The organism is Brevibacterium sp. FAM 27836 (genome assembly GCF_051351055.1).
Classification (GTDB): domain Bacteria; phylum Actinomycetota; class Actinomycetes; order Actinomycetales; family Brevibacteriaceae; genus Brevibacterium.
Window position 1 is genome coordinate 4,069,389 of record NZ_CP195711.1, and the last position, 26,007, is coordinate 4,095,395.

18 protein-coding genes are annotated in these 26,007 nt (G+C 67.2%); 8 read left to right on the plus strand and 10 right to left on the minus strand.

Annotated elements, in window-relative coordinates; translation table 11 throughout:
• The first annotated feature begins 18 nt into the window (after positions 1-18).
• From ACSE4D_RS18230 to mobF (ACSE4D_RS18240), 3 genes are all read left to right on the plus strand, one after another.
• A complete protein-coding gene (locus tag ACSE4D_RS18230) occupies positions 19-993 on the plus strand; it encodes an ATP-binding cassette domain-containing protein (protein WP_436326352.1) in 975 nt (324 codons plus the stop codon).
• Complete coding sequence (locus ACSE4D_RS18235) at positions 990-1,793, plus strand: ABC transporter permease (RefSeq protein WP_436326353.1); 804 nt, start codon at positions 990-992, stop codon at positions 1,791-1,793. Before ACSE4D_RS18230 ends, ACSE4D_RS18235 begins: the two co-directional genes overlap by 4 nt.
• 151 nt (positions 1,794-1,944) lie before the next feature.
• Entirely contained in the window at positions 1,945-5,496 is a 3,552-nt protein-coding gene (gene mobF, locus ACSE4D_RS18240; protein WP_436326354.1) for a MobF family relaxase, read from the plus strand.
• On the opposite strand, the gene ACSE4D_RS18245 is transcribed toward mobF (ACSE4D_RS18240), so the two are convergent.
• Both ACSE4D_RS18245 and ACSE4D_RS18250 read right to left on the minus strand, forming a co-directional pair.
• Entirely contained in the window at positions 5,493-6,737 is a 1,245-nt protein-coding gene (locus tag ACSE4D_RS18245; protein ID WP_436326355.1) for an AlbA family DNA-binding domain-containing protein, read from the minus strand. The two genes, mobF (ACSE4D_RS18240) and ACSE4D_RS18245, sit on opposite strands and share 4 nt — an antisense overlap.
• Positions 6,738-6,830: 93 nt before the next feature.
• A complete protein-coding gene (locus tag ACSE4D_RS18250) occupies positions 6,831-7,838 on the minus strand; it encodes a DNA-processing protein DprA (RefSeq protein WP_436326356.1) in 1,008 nt (335 codons plus the stop codon).
• A gap of 199 nt (positions 7,839-8,037) precedes the next feature.
• Here ACSE4D_RS18250 and ACSE4D_RS18255 point away from each other — a divergent pair, with 199 nt between their 5' ends.
• Both ACSE4D_RS18255 and ACSE4D_RS18260 read left to right on the plus strand, forming a co-directional pair.
• Entirely contained in the window at positions 8,038-8,427 is a 390-nt protein-coding gene (locus ACSE4D_RS18255; protein WP_436326357.1) for a sulfate permease, read from the plus strand.
• The gene (locus ACSE4D_RS18260; protein ID WP_436326358.1) at positions 8,424-8,837 is read left to right on the plus strand and encodes a recombinase family protein; all 414 of its coding nucleotides are present in this window, start codon (positions 8,424-8,426) and stop codon (positions 8,835-8,837) included. Before ACSE4D_RS18255 ends, ACSE4D_RS18260 begins: the two co-directional genes overlap by 4 nt.
• Before the next feature lie 66 nt (positions 8,838-8,903).
• Here ACSE4D_RS18260 and ACSE4D_RS18265 read toward each other — a convergent pair whose 3' ends face one another.
• On the minus strand, positions 8,904-11,036 hold the full coding sequence (locus tag ACSE4D_RS18265; RefSeq protein ID WP_436326359.1) for a recombinase family protein: 2,133 nt from the start codon (positions 11,034-11,036) through the stop codon (positions 8,904-8,906).
• Positions 11,033-11,230, minus strand: coding sequence for a hypothetical protein (locus ACSE4D_RS18270; protein WP_436326360.1), 198 nt, complete (start codon positions 11,228-11,230; stop codon positions 11,033-11,035). Before ACSE4D_RS18270 ends, ACSE4D_RS18265 begins: the two co-directional genes overlap by 4 nt.
• Before the next feature lie 226 nt (positions 11,231-11,456).
• On the opposite strand from ACSE4D_RS18270, the gene ACSE4D_RS18275 reads away from it, so the two are divergent.
• The 3 genes from ACSE4D_RS18275 (at position 11,457) to mobF (ACSE4D_RS18285) (ending at position 18,399) form a co-directional block, all read left to right on the plus strand.
• Positions 11,457-12,155, plus strand: coding sequence for a hypothetical protein (locus ACSE4D_RS18275; RefSeq protein WP_436326361.1), 699 nt, complete (start codon positions 11,457-11,459; stop codon positions 12,153-12,155).
• A gap of 208 nt (positions 12,156-12,363) precedes the next feature.
• Positions 12,364-14,706 carry an accessory Sec system translocase SecA2 gene (gene secA2 / locus ACSE4D_RS18280; protein WP_436326362.1) on the plus strand — a complete coding sequence of 781 codons (2,343 nt, stop codon included), beginning with the start codon at positions 12,364-12,366 and terminating at the stop codon, positions 14,704-14,706.
• Between the two features lie 234 nt (positions 14,707-14,940).
• Positions 14,941-18,399 (plus strand): MobF family relaxase, encoded by a 3,459-nt coding sequence (mobF, locus tag ACSE4D_RS18285; protein WP_436327146.1) that lies wholly within the window; start codon positions 14,941-14,943, stop codon positions 18,397-18,399.
• 39 nt (positions 18,400-18,438) lie between these two features.
• Here mobF (ACSE4D_RS18285) and ACSE4D_RS18290 read toward each other — a convergent pair whose 3' ends face one another.
• The 6 genes from ACSE4D_RS18290 to ACSE4D_RS18315 form a co-directional block, all read right to left on the minus strand.
• Positions 18,439-19,260, minus strand: coding sequence for a helix-turn-helix transcriptional regulator (locus tag ACSE4D_RS18290; protein WP_436326363.1), 822 nt, complete (start codon positions 19,258-19,260; stop codon positions 18,439-18,441).
• 279 nt (positions 19,261-19,539) lie between these two features.
• Positions 19,540-21,069 carry an ABC transporter ATP-binding protein gene (locus ACSE4D_RS18295; RefSeq protein WP_436326364.1) on the minus strand — a complete coding sequence of 510 codons (1,530 nt, stop codon included), beginning with the start codon at positions 21,067-21,069 and terminating at the stop codon, positions 19,540-19,542.
• Between the two features lie 6 nt (positions 21,070-21,075).
• On the minus strand, positions 21,076-21,768 hold the full coding sequence (locus tag ACSE4D_RS18300; RefSeq protein ID WP_436326365.1) for an energy-coupling factor transporter transmembrane component T family protein: 693 nt from the start codon (positions 21,766-21,768) through the stop codon (positions 21,076-21,078).
• Between the two features lie 7 nt (positions 21,769-21,775).
• Positions 21,776-22,444, minus strand: a complete 669-nt coding sequence (locus ACSE4D_RS18305; RefSeq protein WP_436326366.1) for an MptD family putative ECF transporter S component — start codon at positions 22,442-22,444, stop codon at positions 21,776-21,778.
• On the minus strand, positions 22,428-24,200 hold the full coding sequence (locus tag ACSE4D_RS18310) for an ABC transporter ATP-binding protein (RefSeq protein ID WP_436326367.1): 1,773 nt from the start codon (positions 24,198-24,200) through the stop codon (positions 22,428-22,430). Before ACSE4D_RS18310 ends, ACSE4D_RS18305 begins: the two co-directional genes overlap by 17 nt.
• Complete coding sequence (locus ACSE4D_RS18315; RefSeq protein WP_436326368.1) at positions 24,197-25,981, minus strand: ABC transporter ATP-binding protein; 1,785 nt, start codon at positions 25,979-25,981, stop codon at positions 24,197-24,199. The genes ACSE4D_RS18310 and ACSE4D_RS18315 overlap by 4 nt, the downstream gene beginning before the upstream one ends.
• Positions 25,982-26,007 lie beyond the last annotated feature (26 nt).

Here is a 26,007-nt window from a genome sequence, read left to right on the forward strand (position 1 = left end):
AAAGACAAGGAGATTCGAGTGAGCGACTATGTGATCGAGGCCGAGGGGCTGGTGAAACGGTACGGCAAGCACACCGCGCTGGACGGCGTGGATCTGCGTGCCCGCCCTGGAACGGTGCTCGGCGTCCTTGGCCCGAACGGAGCCGGGAAAACCACGTCGATCCGCATCCTGGCGACCCTGACCGGCCTCGATGCCGGAACCGCCAGAGTCGGCGGCATGGACGTGAGCCGCGACGCGGCCAAGGTACGGCAGATCATCGGCTTGACCGGCCAGTACGCAACCCTGGACGAAGAACTCACAGGCGCGGGCAACCTGATCTTGATCGGGCGCCTGCTCGATCTGCACAAACCCGAGGCCGCCCGCCGAGCAGCCGACTTGCTGGAGCGTTTCGGCCTGACCGAGGCCGCGAAGAAGCCCGTCGCCACCTACTCCGGTGGGATGCGCCGACGCCTCGATCTGGCCGCGAGCCTGGTCGGTCAACCTCGCGTGGTGTTCCTCGATGAGCCCTCGGTCGGGCTCGACCCCGGCAAACGCGAAGAACTATGGCGAATCATCCGCGAACTCACCACAGATGGCGTCAGCATCCTCCTCACGACGCAATACCTCGAAGAAGCCGACGCTTTGGCCGACGAAATCAGCGTCATCGACCACGGACGCGTCATCGCCCACGGTACCCCGCCCGAGCTGAAGCAGATCGTCGGCGGGCAAGCCATCGCCACCCGCCCCAAAAATCCCGCCGACGTGGAGAAAGCCGCGGCCATCCTTGCCACCGTCTCCGGCCACCCGGTCGAGCACGCCGCTCAGCACGAACTGATCGCGCCAGTGGACAGCGACCGGGCGATGTTCGACATTGCCCGCCGCTTTGAAGCAGAGAACATCGAGGTCGCCGAGTTCGCGTTACGGCTCCCCAGCCTCGATGAAGTGTTCTTCACCCTGACCGGCGCACCCGCCAGCAATGACAAGTCCGACGAGGCCGAGAGGAGCCACGCGTGAGCACCGAAGCCATCACCACCACCAGTGCTGAAAGACGCCCGGCGGGGTTACTTCGGCACAGTCTGATCCTGGCTCGCCGAAGCCTGGCCAAGTCCGCTAGGAACCCCGGTGGCCTCATCAATGGAGTCGTCACACCGGCGATCTTCTTGCTGTTGTTCGTCTACTTGTTCGGCGGATCGGTCGCAGGCTCCACCGACGACTACCTGCTCTACCTGTTCCCCGGAATCGTGGTCATGGGAGCAGGACTTTCCGGGATGCTCTCCAGCGGCTTGAGTATCAACATCGATATGAAGAAGGGCGTCTTCGACCGATTCCGCACTCTGCCCATCGGACGATCAGCACCGCTTCTCGGGTCGATCCTGGCCGACATGGTGCGCTACATCATCGCCATCGCTCTACTGTTCGGCATCGGCTACCTCATGGGCTTCCGCGTCCAGACCGACACCGGATCAGCCCTAACAGCAGTCGTACTCGTCCTCGCGTTCGGGTTCTGTCTGAGCTGGGTCACCGTGTTCCTGGGGGTACTGGTCAAAGACGAGGGCGCAGTCATGGCGTTCGCATTCATCGTGTTCATCCCATTGATGCTGGGTTCGAGCCTCGCCGCGCCTATCGACACGCTTCCTGGATGGCTCCAGGCCTGGGCGAACGTCAATCCCGTCACCCACGCGATGGACGCCACCCGCTCCCTGCTGGCCGGAGCACCCGCCGAAGACTCGATCATCCAGACCATCATCTGGTCGGCTGGAACCTTGATCGTCTTCTGCCCGCTAGCGATCGTCTCCTACAGTCGCAAGCGCTGAGAGGCTACCTAGCGCTAACAGTGAGTGAAGGACCCATTCTTCGGGCGGGCAAGCGTGGCCACGCCCGGCCCAGGCAAATACGCCGCACATAGGACCGCGCCCGGACGTAGGCACCGTGTCGCCTCGTGCTGGTCAGGCTCACCTGGTCGGCATGACGGTGTCGATGCGGGTGATGAGCGCGGGCGATGGGTACAAGTACCTGCTGCGCACGATCGCTGCCGCCGACGGCGATAGGTCGCTGTCGACGCCGTTGACGAGGTACTACACGGAGGAGGGAACACCACCCGGCACTTGGATGGGATCGGCACTGCACAATCTCGGGCCTGGGGAACTCACCGCCGGTGATGAGGTCTCGGAGGCGCAGTTGCAGTTGTTGATCGGGATGGGCCGTGACCCGATCACCGGCGACCCGCTGGGCAGGGCGTTTCCGAAGTACGCCTCGGTCGCGGAGCGGATCGACAAGCGTGTCGGTGCTCTGGACGCGGGGTTGGGGATGGGTGAGCGTGCCGAGCAGATCGCGCAAGTCGAGGCCGAGGAGACCGAGCGCGGGAACCGTCGTGCGGTGGCGGGGTTCGATTACACGTTCTCGGTGCCGAAGTCGGTCTCGGTGCTGTGGGGCGTCGCCGACGCCGGCACGCAGGCGCTGATCACGCAGGCCCATTACGAGGCGGTGGCCGAGGTGCTGGATTTCATGGAGCGCGAGGTCGCCGCGACCCGGACCGGGTTCACGGCCGCCGATGGCGCCGTTGCACAGGTCGATGTCACGGGCCTGGTCGCGACTGCGTTCGACCACTACGACTCTCGCTCCTCCGACCCTCAGTTGCACACCCACGTGGTCGTGTCGAACAAGGTCCGGACCGTGCTCGACGGGAAGTGGCGGTCTCTGGACGGGCGGCCGATGCACGCGGCCGTGGTGGCGTTGTCGGAGCATTACAACGCGGTCCTCGCTGACCGTCTCACGGGCAGTCTCGGGCTTGGGTGGGAGACGCGGGATCGTGGCCGGGACCGGAACCCGGCGTGGGAGATCGTCGGGGTTAGTGAGGAGCTGATCGAGGAGTTCTCCACCCGCTCACACGACATCGATGCCGAGACCGACCGGTTGATCGCCGCCTACACCGCCGAGCACGGCCGCCGCCCGTCGGCGCGCACGATCGTGCGCCTCCGTGCGCAGGCGACCTTGGCGACCCGCCCTGAGAAGCAGGTGCGCTCACTGGCGGATCTCACTGCCGGGTGGCGCGATCGTGCCGGGGTCCTGTTGGGTGAGGACGCGACCGCCTGGGCGAATCGCGTCACCCACGCCGGAGCGACGGCGTTGTTGCGGGCTGATGATGTGCCGTTGGAGACGGTCGCCGAGCTCGGGCAGGCCGTGGTGGAGGTCGTGGGTGAGAAGCGGTCGACGTGGCGGCGGTGGAACCTCCACTCCGAAGCAAGCCGTCAGACGATGGGCTGGCGGTTCGCCACCGCCGAAGACCGGGAGGCGGTCGTCGGCATGATCGCCGATGCCGCCGAGGCGGCGTCGCTCCGGTTGACCCCGCCAGAGCTCGCAACCAGCCCGGTAGCGTTCCAGCGCCCGGATGGGTCGTCGGTGTTCCGTCCGAAGCACTCAACGGTGTTCTCCTCCGAGACGCTGTTGGCGGCCGAAGACCGCCTCCTGGACCATGCGAACACCCGCACCGGCCCGACCGTGGATGTCGAGACGGTCGAGCGGGTCACCAGCAGGCCGGATCGGGACGGACGGATGCTCGGCCCAGATCAGGCCGACGCGCTGACGCGGGTCGCGGTCTCGGGCCGGGTGCTCGACGTACTCGTCGGGCCGGCCGGTGCCGGGAAGACCACGGCGATGAACGCGCTGCGGCGGGCGTGGGAGAAGCAGCACGGCCCCGGCAGCGTGATCGGACTGGCGCCGTCAGCCGTCGCCGCCGGGGTCCTCGGCCAAGACCTGGGGATCGCCACGGAGAACACGGCGAAGTGGTGGCAGAACCACCTCGTTCACGGCAGCACGTTCACGGCGGGTCAGCTGGTCATCATCGATGAAGCGTCTCTTGCCGGCACGCTGTCGCTGGATCGGATCACCGCCCTCGCCGCGGAGGCGGGTGCGAAGGTGCTGCTGGTCGGCGACTACGGCCAGTTGCAGTCGGTCGATGCCGGTGGCGCGTTCGGGATGCTCGTCGCCGCCCGCGAGGACGCACCCGAGTTGGTCGAGGTACACAGGTTCGTGAACGAGTGGGAGAAGACCGCCTCGCTCGATCTGCGCCACGGCCGCACCCGCGTGATCGACGCCTATCTGAATCAGGGCCGTATCCAGGACGGCGCTGCTGAGGACATGATCGACGCCGCCTACACCGCCTGGCGTGCCGACCGTGAGGCCGGGAAGGCGTCGGTGCTGATCGCCGAGACCCGCGACGACGTGACCGCGCTCAACGCCCGCGCCCGCGCCGACCTGATCCTCGACGGCACCATCACACCCAGCCGGGAGGTGACGCTCAACGACGGCACCCGGGCGGGGGTCGGCGACACGATCATCACCCGCCGCAACGACCGTCGGCTGCGGTCGGTGCGGGAGTGGGTGCGCAACGGCGACCGCTGGCAGATCACCGACGTGCGCGATGACGGGTCGGTCACGATCCGCAAGCCCGGCCGGAGATTCGGGGCGATCGTGCTCCCAGCCGCATACGTGTCCGAGCACATCGACCTCGGCTACGCCGTCACCGCGCACCGCGCGCAGGGCATCACCGTTGACACCGCCCACGTCCTGGTCGAGCCGACAACCACGCGGGAGAACTTCTACGTCGGCATGACCCGCGGCAGAACCTCCAACCGCGCGTACGTGATCCTCGACCGCCCCGACCCGACCCACCAGGCCCCGCACCCCTCGGACAACGACGAGGCGACCGGCCGGTCGGTGCTCTACGGGGTATTGCAGCACTCCGGCGCCGAGATCTCCGCGCACGAGACCATCACCGCCGAGCAGGAGCAATGGGGGTCGATCGCGCAGCTCGCCGCGGAGTACGAGACCATCGCCGCAGCCGCCCAACACGACCGCTGGGCCACCCTCATCCGAAAATCCGGCCTGTCCGAAGACCAGGCTGAGGCCGCGCTCGGTTCGGAGGCGTTCGGTGCGCTGACCGCGGAGCTACGGCGGGCCGAGGCCAACCACCACGACCTCGATGCCCTGTTCCCGCGCCTGGTCGCCGCCCGCGGGTTCGAAGACGCCAACGACATCGCCAAGGTCATGCACTACCGTCTCGCCCGCGCCACCACCCAGCCGGCCGGGTCCGGCCGCACCCGCAAAACCCCACGGCTGATCGTCGGACTGATCCCACACGCCACCGGGGCCATGACCAGCGAGATGCGCCAAGCCCTCACCGAGCGGCGGGAGTTGATCGAAGCCCGGGCCGACGCGATCCTCGACACCGCGCTCCACCACACCGAACCCTGGACAACCGACCTCGGTACGCCGTCGGCGGATCAGCGCGGGGCGGCCCGGTGGCGGCACGATGCCCGCACCCTGGCCGCCTACCGCGACCGCTACACCATCACTGACGACACGGCGGTGGGTGCGGTGCCGGAGTCCGCGGCGCAGAAGATCGACCATGCCCGCGCCACCGCCGCCCTCCGGCGCCTCAATCTACAACCCGCCTCCGAACGGGATGGCGCTCGTCGGCCGCCGATCGGTGCCGACCGGCGCGGACCCACGCTCTAATCGTCCGCGAGTAGGGGATTGATCGCGTGGAGGTACGTAACGCCGCCCTGGTTCACGCAGTCCTCTGCCAGCTCGTGAACTTGACGGTGGAAGTCGGCGCCAGTGGCCGATGCTGTCACGGTCGAACGCACCGAAGTGAATGTCCTCAGCGGAGTGGAGGTTCCGTCATACGTGTAGCCAGAGCTGTCGACGGTCAGGACAGTCAGCGGGTGTTCGCCGCCCCATTCGATGCCGATGCATAGGTCGTATTCGTCGTGATGCAGTGCCCGGGCCGTGGCTTGGATGAGAGCCATGAAATCCGCGACGGCGCATTCGATGCCGCGCCCTTCGATCTCCCAGCCCTCGAAGTACCCGTCGGAACTCTTGCGGTGGCCGCCGACGGCTGCTGTCAAGGAGACGGACCCGTCGTGATGGACGCTGGCCCACGCCGACTTCCAGACTGATCGATCACCGGTCGCGGTGTTGGGTGCCACCCAACGGCGCAATCCCGGCCGGGGGTTGCGATGCTCAACGTTCTCCAACGGATGCACGCCAACGTTCTTCGAGAACGAGAGAGTGATCGCCCGAGCGTCATCGAACACTGCGCGCGCCTCGTCACGGGTCAGACGGGTCAAGGCTCCTGGGATACGTGGATGCGCCACCGCGACCAGCCAGGCACGGTCTGCTGTATCGCAGCCCTCGGCGGCTTCGACATAAAGCGAATCCACGGCCTCCGTTGCTCGACGCCGCTCATCGAACCGCGCCCGATACATGACCTCGATCTGGCGCTCTTTCATCCAGGCGGTATCGGCATCGTTACGGACGGGGGCGCCGAAGAAGTCGTTCTTGTAGATCAGGTGCGGCCCATCTACGCTCGCCGGGATGATCACGGCGACGGTCCGGCACTCGGCACCGAGCCGATGAACCTCCAACCCGAATACCGGTGGAGAGATCGCAGTGACCGCGACGCTGCGATAGGCGCGCTCATGACCCTCGGTGAAATCCCCGGTGTCGCTCCGACCTGTCGCAGCCTTCCCCGTCTCCTCGATGCCATAGACAATCATCCCGCCGCCACTGTTCGCCATCGCCGCGATGTCCTTGGGCACGTCAGTTTGGGAGAGACTCTTGACAGGAGGGAGCTCCGACTTCCAGTCCAAATCGTCGGTCTCTACCACGCCCGCCTCCACCGCAGAGTTGAGAACATCGTCGGTCAACGGACTGGGAGGCAAGCCGAGCGCTCGGTGCAGCGGTGTGAAACTCATGACTCAAGCGTAGACAGCGCGGCTGACGCGACATCTGAGCGTCGGCCACGTCTCGGGCTCAACGGAGCGGGGCGACCGGCGAGATGGCCCTGCCTACAAGTCTGGGCCTGATCGTTCTGGCCGGACGGACGGCGGTTCGCGATGCTGGCCGAGCTCTGCCTGACGAGAGGTCCCACGGGCGTTGTACGGCAAGTCGAGCAGTGCGGCCACGTCCTGCGCGCTGGTGACTACTTCAGCGATGCCTCGTTTGAGGAGATCGTTCGGCCCGTTACTGGTAACGCTGGTTATCGGACCGGGCACTGCGCCGACGGGGCGGCCCAAACAGTGCGCCTCGGTCGCCACGCGCAGCGCCATCGACCGGCTCCCAGACTCGGGAATCACGGTCGTGCCCGACAACGCCGCCAGCAGGCGGGTGCGGGCGACGAACCGGTGCCGCGACGGCGCCGTTCCCGGTGCGACTTCGCTGACCACTAGGCCGAGATCGCCGACACGATCCAGTAGCTCGGAGTGCCCGGACGGGTACGGGCGATCCACCCCGCTTGCGAGCACAGCGACCGTGATGCCCCCTGCGGCGAGCGTCGCTCGATGTGCGGCGCCCTCGATCCCGTACGAGCCGCCGGCGACGATCACCCGTTCCTGGTTCGCCAGCTCCGCCGCCAACTCCCCGGCGACCGTCGTGCCGTACGGCGAGGCAGCCCTCGCGCCAACGATGGACACTCGATCCTCCACGGCACCACTGAGAAATGAGGTCGCCCCGCGCGTCCACAGCACGTACGGGGTGCGATCCCGCAGCTCGTTCAGACCCGTCGGCCAGTGCGCATCCGCCGGAATCAGCGTGCCAATCCGTCCGCCTTGGAGCTGCGCCACCCGATCCGGCAGATCAGGGGTGATCGCGGCCGTCAACCGCTCGCGCCAAGCGATCGCATCCGCACGATTCATACCCGGCACCGCCGTCTGATCGTCCTCGATCAGGCGGAGGGTCTCGACGCCGCCGACCTGGTTCAACACGCGCCCGGTCACGGGGTAATTCGGTTCGGCGATCATCGACAGCACCATCCGCGCCTGCCGCTCACCCGGCACCTGCTCCACGAGCCTCGCCATGATCCTGATCCCTCCGCTCGGCCAACCGTCACCGGTAGGTGCGCTCCGAGCGCTGGGCGAGGGTTCCGTATGTCGCAGGTCCGGCGTATCGTAGAAGTAGAGGCAGGTTCTCAACTCTGCGGGTCCTTCGGGACAGCCCTATCGGGCACTCACTACACGTACTGCCTCACCTAATGGTTACGTGTCTTGGAGGCCCGCCATGTTCCGACTCATCTGGATCGCCAGCATCCACATCCGCTACTTCATGCGCCGATGGATGCCCAGCAACATCGTGCTCGACAAGGTCCGTACCCGTCGCGGACTGAAGTGGGGCGTCCCGGCGATGCTCCTCGCGATCCCATACCTCTACCTCGCCAGCCTGCTCGCCGTCATCGTCCGCGACGGCGGCCCCGGCTGGCTCAACATCTTCGTGCTCATCACGCTCTGGTCGGCGTTGAAGATGCTCTGGATCGGCCCCATCAGCCTGATCCTGCTCGCCCGCGTCCGCATCCGCGAGCACACCCAGCGCCGCGCCGAGCACCAACAGCCCAAGGAGGAGCAAGCGCAGGTCTTCGCGTCGGCTCCCGTGATGGCAGGAGGCGCATCATGACCAAGGCCGTCATCTACCTCCGCAGCGCGACCGCGAACCAGGAGCAGACGGACCGGCAGGAAGCCCGCTGCCGCGGCTACCTCCGCGAGCGCGGGCTGAGCGCAACCCACAGCTACCGCGACTACGGCCATCCAGGTACCGCGCTCGCGGAACTGCTCGACGCAGCCTCCAAGGGCGAGGTCACCGACGTCGCCATCACCAGCCTGGATCGTCTCGGACGCCGATTCACCGAGAACCTCGACAACTTCACCGCCCTCGAACAAGCAGGCGTCACCATTCACACCGCCGAGGGCATCATCACCGGTCCCATCGGCGATGACTGCGCTCGATCCTTCCTGTACAAGTTCGCACTGGCCGAAGCAGAATTGGTCACCGACGAAGACACCGGAAACCCACGCCGCCGTCCATAGAACGAGAGCGCTGAACGTCACGGAGCCTGCTTCGCAACGAGGCAGGCTCCGCATCTTGTCAGTCGTTCAGGCGGGTACCTTGCGGCGTCGCCCGGATGGCCGGATCTTCACGCCCTCCACGACCAGAGCACGACGGACGGTCTGCTCGCTCACCCCGAACCGCAAGCCGACCTCCAGCAGGGTGGCGCCGCCCTCGTAGAGCTGCACGGCCTCGGTACGGTCCTCCTCAGCCAGCCCTTTACCTCGAAGCGGAACCGAGCGACGCACCAGATGAGCGGCTGCCGTGCGCTTGTGAATCCCGAATCGTTCCGCGAGCTTCACCAACGTCCAACCCTGCTGATACAGGGCAACCAGCTCATCAACCTGCTCGGGCTTCAAAGAGGTTTGAGCCATCCCAACTGAGCGAACCAACCGGCCCCGGGAGTCGACCACCGGCGGCTCGACCGGTCGCTTAGACTTCTTGTAGGAGCCCCGTGACCAGCGAGAAGCCACGGTCTTCAAGGCCTGGCCGAGGTTCTCAAACTCCCTACGGAGGCCCACCCAAGTGTTCTTACGGGAACACGCGACATGCGAAGAGTCGTCGTGTTCCTGTAAGGGTTCCTCTCCCTCGTCGCTGCCGCTGTCGTGTGCTTCGCGGACGATGGTGGCGAACGGTTCGGCCAGCCTCGGGCGGAGTTGTTCGTCGTCGGTGATGTCGAGGCGGGTGTAGAACGCCTGGTTTGCCAGCCGTCTGTCGGCGTCGCCTGAACGGGCGTAGGCGTGGTGGGCGTCGGTGAGCAGCCGCAGGCTGTCGTGCAGGAACGCCCGCCCTCCGGTGTGGTGCTCGTCGTGCTCGGCAAGGCGCTGGTTGACGTCGGCGAGGCCTGCCCGGATGCGGTCTTGGTGCCGCTTCAACGTGGGGAGGTCGATGGCGTCGGCGAAGTGCGCGGCCAGCAGCTTGTCGCTCTCTGATTCGAGCTTGGCTCGGTTTGCCATGAGGTCGGCGATTTCCTGGTCGCGGCCTGCCATGCGCTTGTCGAACGCCGTATCCACCCGCTTGGCGAGGTCGCGGTAGGTCTGATCGCTGATCGTGATCGAGGCGTAGGAATCCGCGACGAGACGTTCGGCGACCGCGACGGGCACCGCCCGCCTCGTGCAACTGGTCTTCTTCGCGGCGCGGCCGGAGCAGACGAAGTAGGCGTAGGTCGTGCCCCTGGGGTTGGTGGCGAAGTCCAGCAGCATCCGGGACCCGCAGGTGCCGCAGTGCAGCAGGCCTTTGAGGTGGTGGGCGTGCTGGACGTGCCGCGTCTGCTTCGCCGTCCGCGCTCGCAGGAGTGACTGCACCTGATCGAACAGGGCCGGTTCCACGATGGGCTCATGCGCGCCCGGATACAGCGCTCCCTTGTAGCGGATCACTCCCGCGTAGTACGGGTTCGTCAGCAGCTTGTAGAGCGTATTCTTCCCCAGCGCCTTGGACGGGCGTTTCGGCGTCGGCACCGTTACGAGGCCGCGTGCGGTGAGGTCGCGCAGCAGCCCGGTCACGGAGGTCTCGCCCTCGGCATAGTGCTCGAACGCCCACCGGATCAGCGGGGCGCGTTCGGGGTCAACCTCCACTGTCCTGACTTCCCGCCCATTGTCGTCGGTGCGGCGGACGTTGAGGTAGCCGATGGGTGCGCGCATCGGGGTGCCGCCCTGTGCGATCTTCTGCGACAAGCCCTTGGACACTTCGGTGGCGAGGTTGCGGGAGTAGAACTCCGCGATGGAGGACATGATGCCGTGGACGAGCATCCCCGACGGGGTCTGGTCGATGGACTCGGTGGCCGAGACGAGCGTGACCCCGGCTGCGAGGAGGGCTTCGTGGATCTTTACGTCGTCGGCGCGGTTGCGGGCGAGCCGGTCGAGTTTGTGCACGATGCAGAACGTGACGCGGGTCGCGGCGATGAACGCCAGCATCTCCTTGAGCCCATCGCGATCCGCCGACCGTGCCGACTCTCCGGCGTCGACGAACTCGTGCACGATCCGCGCTCCGAGTTCGTCGGCTTTGCGCTGGTTGGCTTCGCGCTGGGCGGGGATGGAGAAGCCCTCGTCGGTGCCGCCGCGCTCGGCCTGCTCCCGCGTCGAGACGCGCAGGTAGGAGACCGCCAGCAGCACGGGCCTGTCCTCGGCGTGGTCGTCGGTGACGCCTGCAGGGGCGAGCGTGGGAGCGGTGGTGGTGTTCATGCGGTGCTCCGTTCGTTCAGCGGCTCGTGCGATGGTTCGGGTTCCATCCTGCCTCGTGCATCTGACACCCGGTCGAGACCGCCGATGGTCAGCGCGTCCGGCGGTGGGAGATCGTAGGGGTCGGGTTCCCCGGCCAGGTGCGCGTCGTAGCGGGCCTGGGTAATGTTCAGCACCCACTCCACCAACTTGGCCATCTCCGGCTCCGCCCGCCGCACCACCCGCAGTCGCAACTGAGGCTGATCGTTCCCAGTGCCCGTTCCGAGCGCACCCCTGCCCTGCGCCGCGTGGTGCGGCGACGTGGCGGGTGTGTGTCGGGGCCGGTCACTCATCTCTATCTCACGCTATGGCAGATACGCGAGTTCAAGAGTAGCACACACATGGCGTAGCGGCCATTGCATGAGGTGAGGTAGGCTTGGTGGCATGGTCGAGGAGTTGGAGAGCGTGCCGCTGCTGGCGCCGGAGGACTTGCCGGCGGGCTGGCAGATGCCCGATGCCTCGCCCATCGACCCCGACCACGACAGCGCCCAGCTCGACGCGGCGCTCAGGTACGAGCAGTGGGTCGATCCCGCTCCCGGCCTGGATCGGCGGCTGAACTCCAGCCACAACAACATCGACTCCGGGCGCTGGTTCCTGATTCAGCACGTCGAGTCCAGCGCTCGCGTGCTGCTGCGTCTGCAACGCCAGTACGTGATGGGCGAGGAGCCCAAGGGCGAGGTGCGCATCACCGGGATCGTCTACCTGCCGGAGTGGGCGGGTGACCCGGTGGCGAGCCCGATGCTGCGCAACCTGCCCACGTCGAGGATCGAGGCGGCGATAAACCGTCGCCAGTTCGCTGTCACCGGCGCTACCCGCTTCACCGGCGGCAAGATCACCCTGCCCTCTGGTCGTGTCCTGCGCGCAGGCGACGTGTTGAAGCCGTTGGGGAATCCGAAGCGCACCCCGGACTTCTACGAGGTCGTCGCCCTCCAGCACACCCGCCTTGTGGACGACGGGGAGCCGAACCCGACCGCGCGCATGGCCGAGATCAGCCGGGTGCCGCTCTCGACCGCGCAGGGCTGGGTCGCCCGCGCCCGCCGCAAAGGGCTCCTCCCACCCGGTAGGAGGGGCCGCGCCGGATAACGCGGCCATAACGAGCTGTGCGGCTGACGGCGCGGGCGTGGTGCGCCTGCCAGTCGGTCGTCTAATCTGTGGCGTAGGCGCACGTTGGAGATTGCATCGCGAGTTGCGCGCCCTCGTTGCTTGGCTCGGCGACTGAAGCAGCACGCTCCCCGCTCATCTGGACAGTTCACCTCTGAGCCGGTCCAGGGTGGTCAGGTAGCGTGAGGTGATGGTCGGGTTCGAGGAGCTGCGCGGCGAGGGGGCGTGGTGGCAGCGCCCCCTGGGGTGGGTCGGTCGTTTCCGTCAAGACCCTGGCACCACGAATCTGTACAAGTACGCGCCGGTGGTCGAGCGCATCGTTTCCCAGCGCGCATCGCTCCGTCTCCTCGGCGACGACGAACTGAGGCAGAAGCGTGCCCCAGACTCGACCCGTCTCGATCTGGATGACGACGTCGAGCTCGCTGGTTTTCTTGCCGTCGCGAGCGAGGCGGCGCGTCGGCGGCTCGGGTTAGAGCCGTTCGAGGTGCAAGTGCTTGCCGCGGTGAGCATGTTGCGTGGCCGGGTCGTTGATATGGCCACGGGCGAGGGCAAGACGTTGGTGGGGTTCCTCGTTTCTGCCGGTCTGGCCGCCACCGGCCGCCGGGTGCATGTGCTCTCGGCAAACGACTACTTGGCGGGCCGGGACGCCGCCGCCGGTCGCCCGTTGTTCGCCGCGTTCGGGCTGACCTGTGCGGCGGTCGTCGATGGGATGGGCGAGGTCGAGCGTGCTGAGGCGTATCGCAGTGACATCGCGTACGCGACAGTTCACCAGGTCGGTTTCGATCTGCTGCGAGATCGCCAGCGCATCCCCGGTGCACGGAAGCTGGTGCCGGGCTTGGACGCTGCGGTGGTCGATGAGATCGACGCCGTGCTGTTGGACGACGCGATGGTGCCGCTGGTGATCGCTGGCGATGCCGACCCGCAACCCGAGGGAGCGTCCCTGACGCAGATCATTGCGGAGCTAACCAAGGACGAGCACTATCAGGTCGAGGGCGACCGGCGGAGCGCGTCGTACACCGAGGCCGGAGTCTTCCGCGTCGAATCAGCGCTCGGGATCGACGACCTGTACGCGGAAGAACGTGTGGAGCTGCTGACAGCGGCACACGTTGCGCTGCACGCACGAGCACTGGTCGAGCGCGACGTGCACTACGTCGTCATCGATGGACGGGTGCAACTGGTCAACGATGCCCGCGGACGTGTCGCGGACCGCCAGCGCTGGCCCGACGGCCTGCATGCGGCCATCGAGCGCAAGGAAGGGCTGGAGGTGACCGGGCAGGCCGAGGTTCTCGACCAGATACTGGTGGAGACGGTCGCCCGCGGCTACCGGACCCTGACCGGGATGAGCGGTACCGCGCTCGAAGCCGCCGAGCGCCTGTCCGAAGACCTCAGTGTGAAGACCGGCGCGATCCCTACCAACCGCCCCCGCATCCGAGAAGACACCCCTGACCGGCTATTCGTCACTGCGGAGCAGCGCGATACCGCCGCAGCAGAGGTTGTGCGCGCAGCCCACGACGCAGGCCAGCCCGTGCTTGTCGGTACCGGCAGCGTGGCCGACTCCGAACGCTTCGCCCAGGTGCTTGCCGAACGGGGCGTCGAGGCGCAGTTGCTCAACGCGAAGAACGACGCCGTCGAGGCTGAGATCATCGCCCGCGCCGGCGAACGTGGCGCGGTCACCGTGTCCACACAGATGGCGGGCCGGGGAGTCGACATCCGACTCGGCCCAGGAGCGGCTGAGACAGGTGGCCTGCTCGTGCTGGGCCTCGGCCGGTATGACTCGGCGCGACTCGACCGGCAACTGCGTGGCAGATCGGGCAGGCAGGGCGACCCCGGCAGAGCGGTTTTCTACACCAGCCTCGACGACGACGTGATATCCGAACAGCTCCGCATCGGCGACCAGCCGCGTTCCGTCGGCCCTGACGGCGTGATCCGCGACAAGAAATTCATCCATCTCTACGAGCACGCCCAGCGCGTCGCCGAGGGCAAGCTGCTGCAACTGCATCGCACCACCCGCAGTTATCACACCATGACCGACCAGCACCGTCAGGCCGTGCTCGATACCCGCGAACGCATCCTCACCGAACCCGACTCGCTCGATGACTACCTCCGCCAGGTCTTCACCGACGACCCCGCCCGAGCACGGGCATGGACGACGACGCGCCGCCGCTTGGCCACCGAAGTGGTGCTGTACCAGCTCGACCGCGCTTGGACGGATCACCTGAACCGACTCGCCGCCGTCCGCGAGGGCATCCACCTGCGAGTGCTCGGCAGACAGAACCCCCTCGACGAGTTCAACCGGATCGCCAACGACGGCTTCCGCACCCTCGGCCCCGAGACCGTCGCAGCGGTCGGCCGGGTCCTCGACAACGCACCCGACGACGCCACGACCCTGCATGACCTCGGCCTACGCCGTCCCTCCTCGACATGGACCTACATGGTCACCGACAACCCATTCGGCTCCGAAGCAGACCGCGTCATCGCCTTTCTCGGGAACGTCATCCGAGGCGGCAGACCTCCGTCCGTCACATACACCTGACCCCGACCCAGGAACCTGGCGCCGTCGCCAGCGAACCCGCGAAGACCTCCGTCGCATGCTCTCTGACGCGACGCCAGAGCCCGCCGCGCCCGCTACCCGAGCACGCCCGTGCAGCACCACGCCTCCGCGCCCCTCTCGTTTCTCGTCTCTTTCTCAGTGAATGAACGTAATCTAAGTGCCGTAGTTGCTGATACGCTAGATGCTCAGCGAGGCAGACGCAGGGTGGTGGTCGAGATGCGAGGCGGTGTGATCCCGTTCCGGGGCACCGGGGCCGACGCGCTGCGCTATGTCGAGTCCGACCGCTCCCGCGCTGACGACTACTACCTCGGCGCAGAGGCGACCGTGGCACAGTTCGCGACGCTCGACAGTTCGGGCGCGGTGACCGCTGAGCTGAGTCTCGATCCTGCGGCGTATGCGGGGTGGGTGGACTGGGTGAACCCGCTCACGGGCGAGTCGATGGGCAAGCCCCGCCGGGCGGGGTCAGATCGGCGAGCCTCGCCCCGGTTCATGGAGATGGCCATCAACACCCCCAAGAGCCTGTCCATCGCCGCCGCCCTGCACCCGGAGGTCTCCGACGCCTTGGATGCCGCCCAGCAGGACGCCCTGGCCGAGATTCGACGGTGGCTCGCCCAGCATTCGGTGACTCGGGTGGGGGCGCTGGGGGCGCAGGAGGTCGTACCCATCGAGCACATGCAGGTCGTGGGCATCACGCACCGAACGTCGCGGGCGGGCGATCCGCACCGGCATATTCATATGCAGATCGGCATGAGAGTGTGGGCGGCGGGCAAGTGGCGGGGCTTGAATGGCGCCGCCCTGTTCAAGCAGCAAGGCGCGATCCGCGCCCTCGGCACCGCCGTGATCGCCGCCCACCCCGACCTTGCCGACGTGCTCGATCGGCACGGCCTGACCCTCGACCCCGCCACCGGCGAGGTCACCGAGTTGGAGCCGTTCAACGCGGTCATGTCGAAGCGGGGCGAGCAGGTACGCAAGAATCTCGACCGCCTCGAAGCCGAATGGGAAGCCGCGCACCCCGACGAGACGATCGGGCCGGTGATCGCCTCCCGCCTCCGCGCCCGGGCGTGGGCATATGAGCGGCCCGCGAAGATGCCCACCACGCCAGCCGAGGAAGCCGCATGGGTAACCGAACTCCGCGAAGCCGGATACGACCCCGAACGCTCCGAACGAAAGACTGCGCAACCCCCAGCATCGCTGGACGACCTGAGCGTGCAACAGGTCGCGTCGCGGGCGCTGGACCGGTGCGCCGCCGGTGCGTCGGCGTGGACGCGACACACCGTGCAGGAGCACGTCACCCGGATCACGACTGAGGCCGGCGTGCAGGCGGCACCGGCGCAGTTGCGGGAGTTCATCGACCTTGCGACCGTCCTCGCGACCGAGGATTGCTTCTCCGTCCTGCCGCCTGGATCGGCGACGCCGGAGCATGTCGCCCACCTGACGAGTGTCGGCGTGGTCGCTGCCGAGACCGCGCTGCGCGACCGGCTCACTGCCGCGACCCCGCGACGGGAGCCGAAACCGGCGGACGTGACCGAAGCCGCGCACGCGGCAGGACTCGATACAGGGCAGGTAGTCGCTGCTGCTGCCGTCGCCTCGACTGATCCGCTGGTGATCGTGGAGGGCGCAGCCGGGGCAGGCAAGACCACGATGCTCGGCGTCGCCATCCAGGTCGCAGCGGAACAGGGTAGGTCGTCGCGGGTGGTTGCGCCGACGTTGCGGGCGGCACAGGTCGCACACGAAGAACTCGACGTACCCGCTACCAGCGTTGCGGCGCTCGTGTTCGCGCATGGGTGGCGGTGGAACGAGGACGGCGTATGGACACGCCTGAATCGGGGCGACATTGACCCCGATAGCGGGCGCACGTTCACCGGCCCACCCAAGGATGCGCGGTTGCGCCGGGGTGAGCGGGTGATCGTGGACGAGGCCGGGATGCTCGACCAAGACACCGCCCACGCCCTCCTCACCATCACCGCCGAGGCAAACGCGACAGTCGCACTGGTCGGCGACCGCGCCCAGCTGCCCGCCGTCGGCAGGGGCGGGGTGCTCGACATGGCCGCCCAGATCAGGGGCCGCACCTACGACATGACCGAACTCCACCGCTTCACCGCCCCCGACTACGCGGCCCTCACGCTGGCGATGCGAGACCGCGAGAACCCAGGCCAGGTGTTCGACCGACTCGCCGCCATGAATCTCGTGACGCTTCATACCGATGATGAGCAGGCCCGCGAGCACATCACCGACAACACCCGCGACGGTGAGGCAATCACGGTGGCGACCAATGACGAGGCCGCGGCGTTGAACGAGCACATCCGTGCCGGACGCGTCGAGTCCGGCGAGGTCGACGACACGGTGACGGCGACCGGCAGCGACGGCCTCAGCATCGGGCGAGGTGACCTGATCCAGACCCGCAAGAACGACACCATCCTGGGCGTGGCAAACCGGCAACAGTGGATCGTCCAGCATGTTGAGAGCAATGGCACTCTCTACGCTCGCGAAGCCGCCAGCGGCGGGCGCAAGAACCCCCACACCGTCAGACTCCCGAGCGAGTATGTGGGTGAGCATGCGCACCTGTCCTATGCCGCGACCGTCTACGGCGTCCAAGGCGCGACCGTCAACACCTCTCACACGATCCTGTCGGAGGCGACGAGTGCGGCGGGCGTCTATGTCGGCATGACGAGAGGTCGCGAGATGAACCGGCTCCACGTCGTCGCTGAGGACATGGCCGACGCCAGGGCACAGTTCATCGAGGCGATGGAACGCGACCGAGCAGACCGCGGCCTCGACCACGCCACCCGCGCCGCACAGGAAGCCGTGCGCGGACTCACCGCAGACGGCCCCGTGCGCCTGGTCACCGACGAACTCGCCCGCCTCGACCGTGAGGCCGAGCGTGCCGAACGTGCGGCGGAGCGGTGGGCGCAGATCGCCGCCAGGTTCGATGCTCAACGCGCCACCCACCGCGCCGAGGACGACGAGAGCACCAACCTGCTCCGTCAGGCCGAAGAAGCCGCCGAGCAGGTACGCGCCGAGGTCACGCAGCCGCTCACCGTCCAAGCCGCGCACGACGGTGCCGCCTACCTCGCCGCGGTCGAGGATGAGGCGACCGCGAGTGCCCGACTCGCCACCGTGGGGAGGTTCGGCAGGCGCAAAGCCCGTGCCGAGCGGCGCACCGCTACCGAAAGTACTCAGGCGTTGCGCGGGCAGGTCAGCAGCGAGTGGGGTAACACCCCGACTTATGCTGATCGGCTCCCTGAATGGGCAAGCAGGGTCGCCGCGCGACGCGCCGAGACCGACCACCGCGTGGCCCAGGCAGTGCAGACCGTCGAAGCCGCGACCGCCGACCGTGAGGCGATGCGGGAGCGCCATGAGCGGGAGCGCCTGGCGCTGCTGATCAGCGAGTACGGGCCAGAGCGAGCCCGCCGCGACCAGCTCGGCATGCGCACCACCAACCCCCACCGCATGGCGCGCAACGCGAGAGCCCGTGCCGCCCTGACCCGCGCCGAAGCCGACGAACTCCGCAGCCTCCCGATCACCGACGCCGCCAAACGCATCGAGGTCAAGCGCGCCGAACAAGAGCACATACGGCAGCAGGCAGCAAAGCGGGCACAGCGGCTGCCCGACCCGTTCGCGCACGACCCCCACCGCGGCGGGCCGCACCGCGAGGGCCCGGCACGAGGCTTGTAGACGGTGATAGGCACCCTCCTCGACACACCGCTCTCGGGCTCAGGGCACGTCGGTTATGAACGGCCGCATGTTGCGGTACCGGCTCGGGGTCACGCCGGTGTGCGCGACGAAGGCTTCGACTGCGCGTGATCGGCTGCGCCAACCGACGCGCCGACCGGCCGCGGTGACGGTGATGTTCGTCTCCCGCAGAAGTCTCGCCATCTCCTGTACGCGCAGCATCACCAGGTACGCGGTCGGGGTCTTGCCGAACGCGGTGGTGAACACGCGGGCGAGCTGCTTCGGGGAGAGCTGCACCAGGCCGGCCAACTCTGTCAGCGTCCACGGGTAGGCGATCTGACGGTGCAGGGCGTCGCGGACAAGCATGGCCTCGCGGCGCAGCGGGCCGAGCGCCCGGTCACGAGAGGAGAACGGACGCGAGCGAGCGCGCTGCAGCCTGGTCAACCGCACCGGCGAGATGCGAACGAACGGCGCGATCACGTCCACGACGGCGAACCACAGCGAGAGGAGGCGGGGAAAGCGATCATGGAACTGGCCGTCACCTGAGAGCGCGACCATCTCATCGACCCACGGCATCACCAGCCCAGCCCGATCACGGCCCAGGTGCAGGATCTGCGCGGGCTCGGAGTAGACCTTCTCGGCGAAGCCTCGTGCGTCGAGCCGGTCGTGCAGGATCGCGGAGTATTGCCAATAGAACTGATCGAGCGCCAGGTCGGTGTCGATGGAGATCGTCGTGAAGGTCAGCAGCCCTTCAGGTTCGATCCCGCACAGCACGCTCGGCCCCAGCAGGACCGCATCCCCGAAGCTCACGGGCTGCTGCCCGAACTCGGAGAACACGATCGCCGTGCTGTCACGCACGACCATGACCCTCACAACGTCATAAGCCGCCGGGCCGATAGGACGGTGGATGGCCCGCGTACGAGCGAACAGGGGCGGTTGGAAAAGTGGAGCAGACACTACTCACCACCCATCACTCACCCCTCCGAGCATTGCTGTCGCGACGCGAATACGTCGATACAGGTTTGCCGCCCCGCAATTGATCGGAGATAGGTAGGACATTCACTTGGGGGTACACAAGTGCCAGGTGTTGGGAATCATTGGCTCGTCTCGTAGCGAAAGAGAGGAAGTGCGCGCCCACTGCCTTCACTTCCGAGGAACCTGTTTCCGTTCCGATAAATGCCCGTGGCTATCGTCACCTCTCATCAGATGGGCGACTGCGAGATTCACGCTCTCTGAGTTGATAGGAAAGTCAGCTCGCTGCTCACCGTTGCTCAGGACGATCATGCGGGTACAGGCCCTCAGCGCGAGTTCGTGGTCGTGGGTGATCAGAAGCAGGGCTTTGCCGCGTGAGGCCTGCTGTTTGATCAGGTCCGCGACCCGGGCGAGGTTTCGTCCGTCGAGTCCGGAAGTGGGTTCGTCGAGGATCAGCAGGGGTCGGTCCTGCATGAGCGCGACTGCGATCGTGAGCCGTTGTTTCTGCCCGCCGGAGAGCGATCCGGGGTGACGATCCCGGTACTGCCAGAGGCCGAGCTTAGCGAGGATCTGTTCGGCACTCGCGAGGTCTGTCTCGGTGGTTTTCCGGCGACCGTGGGTCATCTCATCGATGACGCTGTCGGCGAAGAGCTGGTTGTCGGCGTCCTGCATGACGAACCACGCGCGCTCGCGTCGCCGTGACGTTCGTACGACGGCGCCGTCGAATCGGATGCTCCCGCTGCTGAGCCGATGCAGCCCGCAGAGTGTGCGTGCGAGGGTCGTCTTGCCGGTACCGTTGGCACCCGTGAGTGCCACGACCTCACCAGGCGACACTGCGAAAGACAAGCCAGTCAGTAAGGGATCGCCTCGTCTCCGATGCCGGATGTTCAGATCATCGACCTGTATGACTGCGGTGGCGTCTGGAGTGAGGCTTCGAGACGGTGGCGATACCGTTCGCACAGTCGGCAATGAGGGTTCGCGGATCCCAAGTTCGCGGAGTCGAGTACTCGGCAGTATCTGGAGTTGTGCCGGGGTGAACGTTTCAACGATCTGGCCGTCGTTCATGTAGACGATTCGGTCGGCGATCTCCATGAGCCAGTGGAGGCGGTGCTCGGCGATCAGGATCGTGTTTCCGGCCTGTTTGAGCTTGCCGAGCACGTGGGCGAGGTCTTGTGCGGCGCGCATGTCGAGGTTCGCTGATGGCTCGTCTATCACGTAGATCGCCGGTCTCGTGCCTGCGGCTGCGGCGACGGCGACTTTCTGTTTCTCGCCGCTGGACAGGGTGAAGAGCTCGCGGTCCAGGAGCGGCCGGATCTGCAGCGCGTGCGACAGTTCATCGACTCTTGCCCGGATGTCAGTCGAGGCGATGCCGTAGTTCTCGCAGCCGAACGCGATCTCGTCGCGCACGATCGGCGCGAAGAACTGCGTCTTCGGGTCCTGGAAGACGCTGCCGACGAGCGTGCCGTATTGCCATGACTCGAGCGTGGCGGTGTCCTGGCCGTCGATTCGCACCTCGCCCTCGAGTTCGCCGCCGTAGAAGCCGGGAACGAGTCCGTTGACGACCCGGGTGAGGGTAGTCTTGCCGCATCCGCTGGGGCCGGTGAGCACGACGAGTTCACCTTGTGCAACGTGCAGGGAGGCGCCCCGCAGTTGCTCCTGCTCGTCGGTGTAGCGGAAGCGGACGTCTGAGAGATCGATCATCGCTGATCACCACCCCGGTCGGACGCAGATTGCCGCTGTGAGAGCGGCCAGGGCGCAGATTGTCGTCGTCGCATCCGCGACGGTGAACCGCAGTTCCCGCAGGGATGTGCGCGGGCCGGGGTTATCAGCGCCGCGGGAGGCCGCGGACACCGCGAGGTCGTCTGCGACTTTCATGCTGCGCATCATGAGCGGCACATAGAGTGCCTCGATCGTCATCATGGGCCGCGTGACGGCTCTCCATGGCAGTGGGGAGAGGCCGCGGAGCCGCATGCCGTCGCGGATCGTCCGCAGCTCCTCGCTGACGGTCGGGAAGAAGCGCAGGGCAACTGCGCAGGCAAGTACGAGTGGTCTTGGCGCGCGGAGCCGATGCAATGCGGCGACAAGCTCTCCCGGAGGTGTCGAGACGAGGGCCTGTCCGAGCATCGCGACCGGTGTGATCTGGGCGATGAAGAACAGCATGAACCCGAACATCAGCATCGGTCCGGCCGCGACGAGGGAAAGCCCGTACTGCGCCAGCATCAGGACCGCGAAGATCGTGACACCGCCGATCGCGTGGCGTGGCATGCCGAGCAGGGTCAGGTAGATCGCCGCCCCTGCCAGCAGCGCAAGCAGGCCCCAGCTGTGCACGAGCAGCACGACGATGCTGCCCGTGCACACCACCAGGAGCTTGGTGCGCGGGTCGAGGCGGAGATGTCCCACGCGTCGGTCAGCGAGTGACGATTCCGGCCTTGACGAAGTGCTTGGTGAGCATCTTGCGGCCGAGCCAGTGCCCCACGAGAGCGAGAATCGCGCCCGTGATCACGCCGATGGCGACTCCGAGCGGGGAGAAGGCGTATCCGGTGAAGAGGTCGCCCATCTCGCCCTGGCCGAGCTGCTCGTAGTAGCTGGGACCGAAGAGCCAGATCGGGAGGAATGTGCCGATCGAGTTCATGACGGCGAAGACGACGAAGGCGAGGCTGTTAAGCGTGTTGTTCTGGTAGGAGCCCTTCTTCCAGAGGATCGCTTCGCAGACGAGGCCGCCGATGAGGAGGTACGGGAGCATGTACCAGTAGCCGGGCAGTGCGTTGATGAGCGCGATGATGAGGAAGAACAGCAGTGCCGAGCCGTGTTTGGGGGCACGGTAGGTGGCGAGGACCCACAGGGGTGCGGTGAACAGCACGCAGATCGGGCCGACCAGCGGGTAGGCGGGGCCGTAGATCGGGGTCAGGAGCATGCCGACGACGGTGTAGATGACCATGGCAATCACGGCGCAGATCGCGACTGTCACCACGTCTCGCACGCCCAGGCGCGTCGTGACCGGACGCGCGTTCGCCGGAGCAGGTGCTTCTCGTTGCTCTGGTGTCGGGGCGTTCTTCGGCTCAGGTGTTGGAGGCATCGTGGTTCCTTTCAGGATGGGATGGAGCGGGGGTGGTGATTCGCCAGCCCTGGGCGTGTTGCCGCTCGTGCCAGAAGTCGGCGTACTTGCCGGGAGTCGCGATCAGCTCTGCGTGGGTGCCGCGCTGGGTGATCGTGCCGTCGTCTCCGAGGACGAGGATCTGGTCGGCTCCGGCGATGGTGGTCAGATCGTGGGCGACGATGAGCGTGGTCCGGCCTTGGGCGAGCGCGTCGACGCCCGCGCGGACCGCATTGGCGTTCTCGGGGTCGAGGGAGGCGGTGATCTCATCGAGCAGCACTATCGGGGAGTCCTTCAGGAAGGCGCGTGCGATCGAGACGCGCTGGCGTTCCCCGCCGGACAGGGCCGCGCCCGCTTCGCCGACTCGGGTGTCCAGGCCGTGCGGCAGGCGGTCGAGGATCTCGTCGACGCGGGCGAGGCGGATCGCGTTCTGGAGTTCGTCGTCGGTGGCGTCGGGGTTGCCGAAGCGGATGTTGGCCTCGAGGGTGTCGTCGAGCAGATAGACGTTCTGCTGGACGGTGGACACCTGGGAGAGCACGGTCTCGATCGGCAGCTCGCGCGCGTCGACGCCACCGACGAGGACGGTTCCCATGTCGGGGTCGAAGAATCGGGCGGCGATGCCGAGGATCGTCGTCTTGCCCGACCCGGACGGCCCCACCAGCGCGGTCGTCGTGCCCGGATGCGCCTCGAAGGAGATGTCGTGCAGCACTCGCCTGCCCGTGGGGTACCCGAAATCGACGTGCTGGAAGGCGAGTTCGCCGGGCCGCTCGATCACCTCGGTGCCTTCGGGCTGTCCTTCGTCGTCGAGGAGGTCGTTGATACGGTCGAGGTCGTGCCCGGCCAGCCGCAGCGCGGAGCCGAGGTCGGCGGCGTCGATCAGCGGCCCGGTGAACCTCGCGGCGGCGAACAGCACGACCGCGGCTGCGGCCGCGTCCACCGATCCGCTCAGCGTCTGCCACACGACGACGACGATCACGGCGGCGAAGAAGACCTGCACGGCAGTGGCGAAGCCGATCAGTCCGGGCAGAGCCGTTCGCAGCGAGCTGCGCGAAGCGTCCTGCTGATCGAGATGTGCCCGGTCGAGCATCCCGTTTCCGTCCTGGCCGGCGCTGAACGCACGAAGCACCGGCTGAGCACGAACGAACTCCACGACCCGCCCCGCCGCCTCGACCGCCACGGCATCGGTCTGTGCTGCCGAGCGCTCTGCCAGCGATGCCGCCCACCGATACGCCAGGTAGAGGACGAGGCCACCCGCAAGCATCAGCACACCGACCAGCCAGTCGATGACGAACAGCCCGACGGCGATCGTCACCGGGGTGGCGACGGCCGTCACCAACGGCTGGATCAGCGTCGACGCAGCCGTCCACACCGCGGTCGTGCCCTGCGATACCGACTGCGAGAGCCGCCCCGTCCGGTCCTCGGAGAACCAGCCCACCGGCAGCACGCCGAGGTGATCGATGATCCGCCGGTGCAGCCCGCGCATCAGCGACAGACCGATCCGCGACCCCAGCACGCTCTGCAGAGAAAAGGCGACGCCCGCAACAAGCGCGGCGCCGATGACCGCGAGCATCCACGGCCAGCTCGCATCCGTTTCCCCCGCAAGCAGGTGCCGCAACGCGGGAACAGCGAGGATGAGCACGACGCCCTGGAGCACGCCGCAGGCGACGCACAGGGCCAGGAACACACGCATCCGCGCCCGATCGCCGGGCGAGAGAATCGGCATGAGCTTTCTGATCATGAGGCGACTCCCTGCTGGGCGTTCCACAGGTCGGCGTAGAGCCCGCCCTGTGCGAGGAGGTCTTCGTGTCTGCCGGTCTCGACGATTCGTCCAGCGTCGAGCACGACGATCTGGTCCGCACCCGTGATGGTGCGCAGCCGGTGGGCGATCACGAGCACCGTTCGGCCCTCGACCAGTTCCGAGAGTGCGTCCTGGACCGCGGCTTCTGATTCGGGGTCGGCGTAGGCGGTGGCCTCGTCCAGGACCACGATCGGAGCATCGGCGAGGAGCGCTCGCGCGATGCACAAGCGCTGTGCCTCGCCGCCCGACGGATTGACCTGCTCGCCGATGATCGTGTCGTACCCGTGCGGCATCGCCATGATCACCTCGTGGATCTGCGCCGCTCGCGCCGCCGACTCCACGGTCGCGTCGTCGGCGTCGGGAGCCGCCAGGCGGAGGTTGTCGCGCACGCTCATCCGCAGCAGCACATTGTCCTGGAACACGAACGCGATCCGCCGGTAGATGTCTTTCGGGCTCATGTTGCGCAGGTCCACGCCGCCGATGCGGATCGCACCGTCGGTGACATCCCAGAACCGCGGCAGCAGCCGCGCCAGGGTCGACTTGCCCGACCCGGACGGGCCGACGAGCGCGGTCACCGTTCCCGTCCGCAATTCCAGATCGATCCCGGCGAGCACCTCGAACCGGCCGTCGTAGGAGAACCGCACCCGCTCGTAGAGCACTCCGGCGCCATCGGGAGTGCGAGGCTCGGACGGCAGCGGTAGCACCGGCGTGCGCAGCAGCGCGCCCAGGCGAGCGGCCGCAGCGGTCGCGAGGCGCATCGCCTGCGCCCCAATCCCCATGTTCAACACTGGCGCCCCCAGGCCCACCCCGAGCATCAGCGCAAGCAGCACCTCGCCCGGCCCGGCCCAGCCCAGCTGGACGAACCAGACACCGATCGCGAGGACGAACGCGATCACCGTCGGAGGAGACAGCACGGTGCTCGCCAGCGCGTTCACGCGCAGCAGAGGCCCCATCCACCGTTCGAAGAACGACGCCAGATCATCGCCCACAGCGCGGTAGCGGTCCTGCGTGCTCCGCGCCTGACCGAACGTCTTGACGACCGCGATGCCCTGGACGTACTCGACGATCCGCGAGTTGACCTTGTTCAGCGCCTCATCCCACCGGGCCGCGTTGTCCGAGTTCCCCCGCATCATCACGCTCAGGCCGACCAAGTACAGCAGCACCGGAACCAGGCAGACCAGCCCCAGCCGCCAGTTGACCACGAACAGCAAGACGAAGCCCGCCAAGGGCGCGACCACGGCGGCCACCAGATCGTTCACGGCGTGCGCCACCAGATGGTGCACGTCATGCACATCGTCTTGCAGCCGACGTTTCACCAGCCCCGACGAACGCTCACCGAACCACCCCAACGGCACCCGCCACAGCCGCCCCACGAGCTCGGCCCGCAGCACCCGAGTCACCGAGATATCCGCAGCATGCGTGACCGTATACGCGAACCCGGTGACGGCCGTGCGCACCACGACGCCGACCACCGCCAGGAGCGCCCACACCCACACCGTGCTCGCTTCGACGGGTCCGTCTCGCAGCAGCTCGGTCGCGATCCGGTAGATCGCCAAGTACGGCAGCAGCGAAGCCACCGCGCCCAGCGCCTGCGCGATCCCGGCGGCGACCAAACGGCCGCGCACCGGAGCGAGCAACCCGCCGAGGCTCTGATTCTCCTCGGTCGGGGGTACAGGGTTCGCTCCGGCCGTGACCTGCGTGCAGCCCGGGTCGTCTGACATCACAGTCCCCCTCCTCGCTCTTGTTC

Coding starts and splice junctions, on each gene's coding strand:
- mobF (WP_436326354.1), top strand. CDS start 1,945: ATGACGGTGTCGATGCGGGTGATGAGCGCGGGCGATGGGTACAAGTAC.
- ACSE4D_RS18245 (WP_436326355.1), bottom strand. CDS start 6,737: ATGAGTTTCACACCGCTGCACCGAGCGCTCGGCTTGCCTCCCAGTCCG.
- ACSE4D_RS18250 (WP_436326356.1), bottom strand. CDS start 7,838: ATGGCGAGGCTCGTGGAGCAGGTGCCGGGTGAGCGGCAGGCGCGGATG.
- ACSE4D_RS18255 (WP_436326357.1), top strand. CDS start 8,038: ATGTTCCGACTCATCTGGATCGCCAGCATCCACATCCGCTACTTCATG.
- ACSE4D_RS18260 (WP_436326358.1), top strand. CDS start 8,424: ATGACCAAGGCCGTCATCTACCTCCGCAGCGCGACCGCGAACCAGGAG.
- ACSE4D_RS18265 (WP_436326359.1), bottom strand. CDS start 11,036: ATGAACACCACCACCGCTCCCACGCTCGCCCCTGCAGGCGTCACCGAC.
- ACSE4D_RS18270 (WP_436326360.1), bottom strand. CDS start 11,230: ATGGCCAAGTTGGTGGAGTGGGTGCTGAACATTACCCAGGCCCGCTAC.
- ACSE4D_RS18275 (WP_436326361.1), top strand. CDS start 11,457: ATGGTCGAGGAGTTGGAGAGCGTGCCGCTGCTGGCGCCGGAGGACTTG.
- secA2 (WP_436326362.1), top strand. CDS start 12,364: ATGGTCGGGTTCGAGGAGCTGCGCGGCGAGGGGGCGTGGTGGCAGCGC.
- mobF (WP_436327146.1), top strand. CDS start 14,941: ATGCGAGGCGGTGTGATCCCGTTCCGGGGCACCGGGGCCGACGCGCTG.
- ACSE4D_RS18290 (WP_436326363.1), bottom strand. CDS start 19,260: ATGGTCGTGCGTGACAGCACGGCGATCGTGTTCTCCGAGTTCGGGCAG.
- ACSE4D_RS18295 (WP_436326364.1), bottom strand. CDS start 21,069: ATGATCGATCTCTCAGACGTCCGCTTCCGCTACACCGACGAGCAGGAG.
- ACSE4D_RS18305 (WP_436326366.1), bottom strand. CDS start 22,444: ATGCCTCCAACACCTGAGCCGAAGAACGCCCCGACACCAGAGCAACGA.
- ACSE4D_RS18310 (WP_436326367.1), bottom strand. CDS start 24,200: ATGATCAGAAAGCTCATGCCGATTCTCTCGCCCGGCGATCGGGCGCGG.
- ACSE4D_RS18315 (WP_436326368.1), bottom strand. CDS start 25,981: ATGTCAGACGACCCGGGCTGCACGCAGGTCACGGCCGGAGCGAACCCT.